Consider the following 9,151-nt stretch of genomic DNA (forward strand, 5'->3'; position numbering starts at 1 on the left):
TTGCGCCCCAACGGATTTTAAGTCCGTTGCGTCTTCCTGTTCCGCCACTCCGGCACGGCGAAAGGAAACCTTTCTGACCACGCCTTACTTATTTTAGCAGGAAAATTCGTAGAGTCAAGCATTTTACTGTATTAATGCAGGGTAGAATAAAAAACCAAGAGTAGAGGTGTCCTTTATAAAGGCATGGATTCCTTACCACATAGAAATTCATACCTTGACAATTATTAGTGTTTCATTGTATATTTTCACTGCAATAAGGTGGGCCGTTAGCTCAATTGGCAGAGCAACTGACTCTTAATCAGTAGGTTGCGGGTTCGATTCCCTCACGGCCTACCAGTTATTTCCCTCATTTTAAATTCCTCTTCATTTACTTTCCTTTTATATCTCTATTTTACCTAACTTATCTTTTCCCAATGCCATAAATCAATAATTCTAAAGTTTTACTCTGATTGCCTTTCGCCTTTCACAACTCACTCCTCACTGCTCATTGTATTTGCAGGATAGACCCTCATGCTGCTTTTACAGCACCAGATAACAATGAAAATATGTATATACATGTTAATCTTCCCCTTTAGCAATAGGGGATAAGGTGGATTTGAATTATTTCCCGCTTCGTCATTGCGAGGAGCGTCCTATGCGACGTGGCAATCTCATTTTGCAAAATATTTTTTATAGAAAAAGATAAAATGATGAGATCCTCACGGCTTCATAAAGCGAAGCCTCAGGATGACGCCAATGGCGTCAGATGAGATCATCACACCCTCAAAAAGCGAGGGCTCAGGAAGTCCGATTAAAGACTTCATTTGATGATATTTTCAGAATAGAAAAAAGAATAAAGACTATTCTTAATAGATTGCCACATCGCTTCGCTTTTCGCTAAGATACCAAAAACCACCACCAACAGAAGGGAAGTCACCCGGTGACGGAGTTGGTCTCAATTTATATAAGGTTGTATTTATAGAAAAAAACTTGCTGACTTCTTCAAATATAAAAAATTATAGAATTTTCCTCTTGACATATATTTGGTATTTTAGTATCTTTATACCTGAATAAAAGAGGTGAAAGAATTGAAAGGAATAGTTAGTCTCTCTGAAGCTAGCTTATTGGCTTTACACAGTATGGTCCTTTTGGCTCAACATGACAGCGAGCCATTAACTATAAAACAAATGGCAGAAAAAACTGCATCCTCAGAAGCCCATCTATCAAAAGTAATGCAAAGGCTAGCTAAAATTAATTTGGTTGACTCCATTCGAGGTCCCAATGGTGGTTTTTACTTAAAAAATCCAATTGAGTTAGTTACGCTTTTAGACATTTACCAAGCCATCGAGGGTCCCCTGGAAGAAGGCAGTTGTTTCAACAAAAATGGGGTTTGCCCTTTTAAAAATTGTATTTTTGGTGGACTTATCGACAAGATGCGACACGAGTTTAGACAATATTTGTCTTCGAAAACCTTGAAAGATTTAGTTGAAAAATCGCAATCAGATCGATAGACCAAACAAAGAACTGATATTTCATTGAATAAACAACTTTTAAACTATTCAAGTTCTTTTTGTAAGAACTAAGCGTTAGTTTATAACAATAATCATTAAAAAAGGAGGTTCATTATATGTTCTGTTATCAATGTGAACAAACTGCTAAAGGAACTGGTTGTACTGCCTTTGGAGTATGTGGTAAAGATCCGGAAACTGCTGCTCTGCAAGATCTATTAGTTTATGCTATCCTGGGAATCGGTCAGTATGCCCACCGAGTACGACAATACGGTGTAAAAAACCATGATGCTGATGTCTTTGTTGCTGAAGCTCTTTTTTCCACAATTACCAATGTTGATTTTGATCCTGAACGCTTAAAATCTTTACTTCATAAAGCCTACAACATCAAAGAAAAGGTTAAACAGCAATACCTCGATGCTTGCCGTCAATCGGGAAAAACTCCAGAAGATTTGAGTGGTCCAGCAATCTGGAAACCAGCTGACAGTTTAGACCAACTGATTCGTCAAGGAGAATCAGTAACCCTTGAAAACAACATTAAAGAATATGGTGAAGATATAGCTGGATTGATGCACCTTATCCTTTATGGTCTTAAAGGAATGGCTGCCTATGTAGACCATGCCCAAATCCTTGGCCAAGAAGATGATAATGTTTACGCCTTTTTCCATGAAACTCTTAATTTTCTTACCAAAGGACAATTTACCCTTGATGAACTGTTAAAAACTGCCCTAAAATGCGGTGAGGTTAACATTCGGATTATGGAGCTCCTTGATAAAGCCAATACCGGTACTTATGGTCATCCGGTTCCAACTGCAGTTCCAATAACTGCCAAAAAAGGGAAGGCAATTGTTGTTTCTGGTCATGACCTAAAAGATTTAGCTGAACTTTTAAAACAAACCGAGGGCAAAGGAATAAATATTTACACTCATGGAGAAATGCTTCCTACCCATGCCTATCCAGAACTGAAAAAATATCCTCACTTCGTTGGGAATTATGGTGGAGCCTGGCAGGATCAACAAAAAGAATTCGACGCATTTCCTGGTGCCATCCTTATGACCACGAATTGCATTCAAAAACCGAAAGAAAGCTATAAAAGTAGAATCTTCACTTCCGGGTTAGTGGCCTGGCCGGGAGTGACTCATATTACTGATCGTAATTTTGCACCGGTTATTGAAGCTGCCTTAGCTGCTCCAGGATTCCCAGAAGACGAACCAGAAAAAACTATCATAGTAGGTTTTGGTCATAATGCTGTAATGGGAGTCGCAGATCAGGTAATCAATGCAGTCAAGTCGGGTGCCATACGCCATTTCTTCCTCATTGGTGGCTGTGATGGCGCAAAGACAGGAAGAAATTACTACACCCAATTAGCCCAAATGGTACCACGAGACTCGGTTATTCTCACCTTAGCTTGTGGGAAATATCGTTTCAACAAACTTGAATTCGGTGATATTGGAGGTATTCCTCGTTTGCTTGATGTTGGACAATGTAACGATGCCTATTCGGCGATTCAGATAGCAGTTGCTCTTGCAAACGCTTTTAACACCGATGTCAACGGTCTACCCCTCTCCTTTATCCTCTCCTGGTATGAGCAAAAAGCGGTTTGCATTCTCCTTTCGCTTCTACACCTGGGAATCAAAAACATGAGACTTGGCCCCAGCTTACCAGCTTTTGTTACCCCAGCAGCTTTAAAAGTCCTTCAGGAGAATTTCAACCTTATGACCATAACTACTCCTGAAGCTGACCTCAAAGCCATTCTAGGAGAGTAAGCTTTCTATAAATGGGGGGAGGGTTCCCAACTCTCCCTCTAAATGCTTACCATCCCCTGTTCTATAAAATTATAGGGAGGATTACCATGAAAATTTTAGAAGTTGATAAAACCCAGCCTTTTGTTAATAACCACAATATCGATGCTCGTAGGATTTACGATTACAACCATGGCCAGATTATCCATATGACTTTACACCCAGGTGAGTCTTTAAAACCACACACCACACCAGTTGATGTTGCTTTCTATATTCTTGAAGGAAGTGGATTGGTGGAAATTGGCGATGAAAGTGCTCCGGTGAATCCAGGTGCTTGCATTGAAAGTCCAAAAGATATCCCTCACCGTCTCATCAATAATACTGACAAACCTTTTAAGTTTTTAGTTATTAAAATGCCCAAATAACTCATTTATCCAAATATTATATCCCCTATAAATTATAAAGCAGTAATTGTTCATCTAATTGAGATAAATAAAATTACAGTTTCCCACAAAAAAGAGGAGCTCTGCCAAGGCAGAGCTCCTCTTTTTTAATCTTGTTTATAGTTATGGCTTTTGCTATTGCAACCAATCCTTGGGAGGCATCAATCTCATTGCACGATTTTGCACTTCTTTGATAGCATCATCGGCAGAGACTTCCTGGGTCCAAATTCTCTGGAGTTGTTCCTGCCACAATTCGCTCAGAGCAAAAGTGTTAGGATTAGGAGTCCATTGTAACGCTGCGTATTCTTCTAAATTTTTGGTAACCAGAGGACGACAAGTTCCCTGACCCCATTCTGAGGTTCGTTTAATAATTTCTTCATTGTTCCATACTGAATTCCGGACTGGAGTCTGGTTGTTATATTTCAAGGAAGCTTCTAACATAACTGGTTTGCTGGAGGCCCATTCCATGAATAACCAGGCCGGCTTCTTGTTTTCAGAAGCAGCGTTCATAGCAATCGACCACGCCCAAATATTGGATTTAATTCCGGCTGGTCCTTCTGGAACATGAAGAGCTTTCCATTTTCCAATGATATTTTGGGCTATAGCTGGGTCATCAAGCTCAGCTCCCCAGTGGTCGGCATCGATGATCATGGCTGCTTTTCCGGCAATGAAAGCGTCTTTTACGTCATACCAGTCTAATGCTGACCAGTCTTTGGGGCCAAAATCACGAATGAGTTTGGTCCAGAGATCGGACATGGCAACTATTTCTGGAGTATACATGGATGGATTGCCGTCTTTGTCAAAATCTTTGGCACCATAGGAAGCAACCAAGCTGATGTAGGCTGAGTTGGCAGTTCCAGCTCCCTTGATACCACGGCAGGTGAAAGGAAGGATATCGGTGATACCATCGGCATCAAATCCAGCTTTAACTTTTTTGGCAGCTTCATATAACTCATCTAAATTATTTGGTTCTGCTACACCATATTTGTCAAATATATCAGATCGATAGTAAAGAGTGTAGGCTTCAACCTGATAGGGGATAGCATAGAGCTTTCCTGCTACCATACTGGCATTAATGGTCATGGGGAAGAAGTCGTTAATATCATAAAAATCAGCATCGGTTAAAGCTGGGTCCTCAAGATAAGCATTGAGGGGTTCCAAGAAGCCACCGGGGATGAATTTCCAGTTGAGCATCGGTGAGGACATAACGATATCAAATTCTGGTGATTTTCCAGTTAAAACTACCGTCTGTCTCTCAAAAAATTGTTGTTCGGGAAGAGTCAAAACATTGACTTTAATCCCAGTGAGCTCCTCAAATTGACCGAGCAAGGCATCAAAGGTTGCCTGCATTGGGTGATTGCAGAGCAGAAGGCTAATGGATTCACCCTCAAATTGTTTCCAATTCACCTTGGTTCCTTCGAATGATCCTTGAGCAAATGCAATTCCAAAAACCATGAACAAAACAACCATAAAAGTAACAAGAGCAAAACACGATTTTTTCATAATAGACCTTGACCCCCTTTTAAAATTAAGTACTAATTTATTTTCCTCACTTTTTTACTTTTACTCATTGATCACCCCCCAAAGCTATTTTTCTCTTCACTTAAATTCTTAAATATACGATGTAGCGTTTTTCCACATTCGGACAAAAACGTTGGTTAAGATGTAAATAATAAGATAAAGGATAACCGCACCTGCCATAGCATAAGCCATATCCCCATAGCGGAAAGCATTCAAGTAAACCCAAAGATGTAAGTTGGTAGTGGAGGTACCCGGCCCACCGCTGGTTGTCGCATAAATGGTATCAAAAATTTTAAATGAAATGACTAAACGAAACATGACCGAAACCAAAACCAATGGTCTCATCAAGGGCCAGGTAATATACCGAAAGCTATCAAATCCTGAGGCTCCATCAACCAAAGCTGCTTCATAGGGATCGCGAGGAAGGCTTTGCAGTCCGGCAAACAAGATTAAAGCGACAAACGGAGTATAAATATAGGCATCAATAAAAGCCAGGGTTAAAAGTGCAATCTTTGGATCGGCCAACCAAGCTACCGGTGAAATGCCAATAAAACCTAGGAAGTAATTTACTACACCACCCGATGTCGAAAGCATCAATTTCCACATTAAGGACAGAAGTATTGGAGCAACTGTTAAAGGAATGATAATAATCGAGCGGAAAAACCATTGGCCACGACGGTTTTTAGTAAGAAGGTAGGCAATTAAACTTCCTATAGCCAGTTCTATTGAAATCGCCATTCCTACATACTCAAATGATATCAAAACCGCTTTCCAAAAGTTCTGATCTTTAAAAAGAAAATAATAGTTTTCCAAACCTATAAAATTAATACCAGGATTAGCTAATCGCCAGTTGGTAAAAGAAAGATAGACTCCATATCCAAAAGGGATAACGCCAACTAAAATTGGGACAAGAATCGCTGGTGCAATAATCCATTTTTTCATTGTAGTCCTCCTTTATTCTTTTACCGAACCGAAAGTTAATCCACGAACGATATGTTTTTGAAGTAGAATGGCTAGTATAATGGCAGGAAGAGCAGATACGATAATTGCAGCGCTCATTTGTCCCCATAAAACCGCTTGATATCGAATAAAACCGAGAGATCCGGTTGTGACCGGCATGGTTTTTTCTCCACCAACTACCAAAGCGAAAACAAAGCTGTTCCAGCAAAAGATAAAGGTTAAAAGAGCTGTAGCAGCAATACCACCCTTTGCTAAGGGCAAAACCACTCGAAAAAAGGTTTGAACCTGACTACATCCATCTACATTAGCGGCTTCTTCTATAGATACCGGAATATCAAGAAAATAGCTTCGACACATCCAAACAATAAATGGAATACCAATCAGCTGATAAACCAGCATTAAACCTAAATAAGTATCAATAAGCCCTAAGCGTTGATAAATTTGATAGAGGGGTAAAACAATGGCTATTTCAGGTCCAAACCAATAACTGAGTATATTAAAAGCCAGATTCTCTCTGGTAGATTCTTTCTTAAAACGTGCCCTGGTTAATGCATAGGCAGCAGGTATTCCTATGAGCATCGCCAGCAAAGTTGCTCCACCACTAATTATAACCCCATTCATAAAATAACGAGGAAAATTAGGTTTGGAAGAGGGAAGAGATGTTGTTCCGGTTTCTCCGGTAAACAGCCCGCGATAGTTGCCCGTTGTAGGTTGAAAAACAAATTTTGGGATCGAAGATGTTATATCAGCATGGGTTTTAATAGAAAGAGAAAAGGTCCACAGCATTGGGAAAAGAATAACTATAACGATTAATGCAAATATTAAATAATAAAAAAAGTATCGCATTATTCACCTGTCCCCTTCATTCAATTCTTTGATAATTGCTTGAAAAAAAGCCAGTGCAAACTAACAGTAATTTTTCGATGGCTTTATCTTGTAAGAAAGAATTTGACATCTCCTTAAACGATACCTCTTTTTTATACATTCACAATATTAACATATATTGTTGAGTTTTTAAAACTATCTTCATTGGTATGGGGTAAATAATCCTCAACTCTTGCCATCATCATAAAACAAATTTATCTAACAATATTTCTTGAGAATAAACAACCAAGTTAAAGAAAATCTCTTTTTAAAAGAGCATAATAATATTTTTTAATTCTAATAATTTCAATTAGAGCTCGTTAAAAATAGCCACGACAAGCTCTTATCGTTGTTTTTCAACTAATTTTTTTTCATTCATATCACTGGTCGGATTTTTTTCTATTTGCAAGGATAGCTCTTGATCAGATGTTTTCTTTTTTTTATATTTATTCATCATTTGAACTAATTTTAAATTCTTAAATCCATCCTCAGTATAAAGAGTAAAATAAAATTTCCAAGAAGGTTTTTCATTCGTTAAGATTTGAATGAGTGCCCTGGCTAATTTATTCGAATCATGACGTGTTGGTTGTTCAAGGGATAATAAGGGGGCTTCATAAATTTTTATTGAATCATAGGTGTTGATTTCTGCAGTGTTAACCATGTCTATTCCCCTCTGATTCAGTTCATCCATCCTATCAGAGTCGGGTTTTTCATTGTTGACTAAAATATAATTTAATCGTTCTGGTGGAATAAATTGAAATATTGCATTCAAATGATCAGCAAACTTATAATGGTCAGTCTCGCCTGGTTGGGTTGTCACATTACAAACAAAAACAACCGGAGCGGGGGAATGCAAAACCGCTTCTCTCACTTCATCTACTGCTAAGTTGCACAAAACGCTTGTATAAAGGCTGCCGGGTCCTAAAACAATAATGTCGGCTTCATAGATAGCTTTAATGACTTCTGGAGTAGATACTACTTGTTCTGGATCGAGGAATATTTTTTTAATTCTTTTTCCACAAACACCGACATTTGATTCACCACTAATAATATTCCCATCATCGCACTCAGCTTTTAAAACAACATTAAGAAGTGTGGTAGGAAGAACCCGACCCCTCACTGCTAAAACCTTGCTTGATTCTCCAATTGCTTTTTGAAAATCACCGGTTACTTGAGTAAGAGCGGTAATAAACAAATTACCAAAATTATGTCCGTGTAGAGTACTATCGTTTTCAAAACGATGTTGAAAAAGCTTGGCCATCAAAGGCTCAGTATCAGCAAGGGCAATAAGACAATTACGAATATCCCCTGGAGGAAGCACTCCCATTTCTTGGCGTAGTAAACCAGAGCTCCCACCATCATCGAAAACCGTTACAATCGCCGTGGTATTAGAAGTATATTTTTTTATTCCTTGTAAAAAAACGTGTAATCCATGTCCTCCGCCAATAGCCACTACGTTCGGCCCTCGCTCAAGTTGTCTTTTTTGAAATATCTTTTTGGCTACATCATCTTCGGGGGTGGGCATTATTACGCTAAAAATGGAACGGTTCATGTGTTGAAGCCCATAAACAATGAAAAAGATTCCCACCGCTAACCAAATAATTCCAAAACTTACTGATAACCAGTAATTTCTTACTAATTGATATACAATAGAACTCCAGGTTCGATAGATACCCCTAAAGTAAGGAGTTGATACGATAAGACTTAATCCTATCGAGATAAATATAACCCCTATTATCGCTACAAATAGCCATCTTTTAACCTTCATTCCTGGATAAAGCCACCGCAATCTGCTGCGAAAACGTGACTCGTCTTCCATGTTAACCTCCCAAATTGCTTTTCTATCCTGAAAATACTATATTTGGTAGATCCAGATCCATCCTATCTGATCTTCTCCCGATTTATTATATTCTCTTCTATCAATCTTTACAAAATCTGGGGAAGATCAGAGCATAAGAGTGGGTTAATTTTTATCATTGTTTTAACTGTTATCGAGTTCCACAATGTGGTATGAGTGTTTAATCTGAAAATAAAGGAAAGAGAAAAACGACGCCATCCTGAGGGGTGCCTTTCCGCGTGATGATCTCATTTGACACCGAAGGAATCATCCTGAGGCTTCGCTTTTCGAAGCCGT

The 9,151-nt window shown here is 38.8% G+C and carries 7 protein-coding genes and 1 tRNA gene; 4 read left to right on the forward strand and 4 right to left on the reverse strand.

Translation table 11 applies throughout. The annotated features are described in order from the left end of the window. The first annotated feature begins 260 nt into the window (after positions 1-260). The 4 genes from PLK24_RS05025 (at position 261) to PLK24_RS05040 (ending at position 3,654) form a co-directional block, all read left to right on the forward strand. Positions 261-336: transfer RNA gene (locus tag PLK24_RS05025), tRNA-Lys, on the forward strand. A 731-nt stretch (positions 337-1,067) separates the two neighbouring features. Continuing rightward, positions 1,068-1,490, forward strand: coding sequence for an RrF2 family transcriptional regulator (locus PLK24_RS05030; protein WP_324476896.1), 423 nt, complete (start codon positions 1,068-1,070; stop codon positions 1,488-1,490). 116 nt (positions 1,491-1,606) lie between these two features. Then, positions 1,607-3,253 (forward strand): hydroxylamine reductase, encoded by a 1,647-nt coding sequence (gene hcp / locus PLK24_RS05035; RefSeq protein WP_324476898.1) that lies wholly within the window; start codon positions 1,607-1,609, stop codon positions 3,251-3,253. An 86-nt stretch (positions 3,254-3,339) separates the two neighbouring features. Then, positions 3,340-3,654 carry a cupin domain-containing protein gene (locus tag PLK24_RS05040; protein WP_324476900.1) on the forward strand — a complete coding sequence of 105 codons (315 nt, stop codon included), beginning with the start codon at positions 3,340-3,342 and terminating at the stop codon, positions 3,652-3,654. Between the two features lie 153 nt (positions 3,655-3,807). On the opposite strand, the gene PLK24_RS05045 is transcribed toward PLK24_RS05040, so the two are convergent. From PLK24_RS05045 to yvcK, 4 genes are all read right to left on the reverse strand, one after another. Continuing rightward, complete coding sequence (locus PLK24_RS05045) at positions 3,808-5,175, reverse strand: ABC transporter substrate-binding protein (protein WP_324476902.1); 1,368 nt, start codon at positions 5,173-5,175, stop codon at positions 3,808-3,810. Between the two features lie 108 nt (positions 5,176-5,283). Continuing rightward, positions 5,284-6,135 (reverse strand): carbohydrate ABC transporter permease, encoded by an 852-nt coding sequence (locus PLK24_RS05050; protein ID WP_324476904.1) that lies wholly within the window; start codon positions 6,133-6,135, stop codon positions 5,284-5,286. Positions 6,136-6,147: 12 nt separating this feature from the next. Continuing rightward, complete coding sequence (locus tag PLK24_RS05055) at positions 6,148-6,999, reverse strand: carbohydrate ABC transporter permease (RefSeq protein WP_324476906.1); 852 nt, start codon at positions 6,997-6,999, stop codon at positions 6,148-6,150. 361 nt (positions 7,000-7,360) lie between these two features. Continuing rightward, positions 7,361-8,836 carry a uridine diphosphate-N-acetylglucosamine-binding protein YvcK gene (gene yvcK, locus PLK24_RS05060; RefSeq protein ID WP_324476908.1) on the reverse strand — a complete coding sequence of 492 codons (1,476 nt, stop codon included), beginning with the start codon at positions 8,834-8,836 and terminating at the stop codon, positions 7,361-7,363. Positions 8,837-9,151 lie beyond the last annotated feature (315 nt).

The sequence above is a fragment of the Atribacter sp. genome (assembly GCF_035418125.1).
GTDB classification, from domain to species: domain Bacteria; phylum Atribacterota; class Atribacteria; order Atribacterales; family Atribacteraceae; genus Atribacter; species Atribacter allofermentans.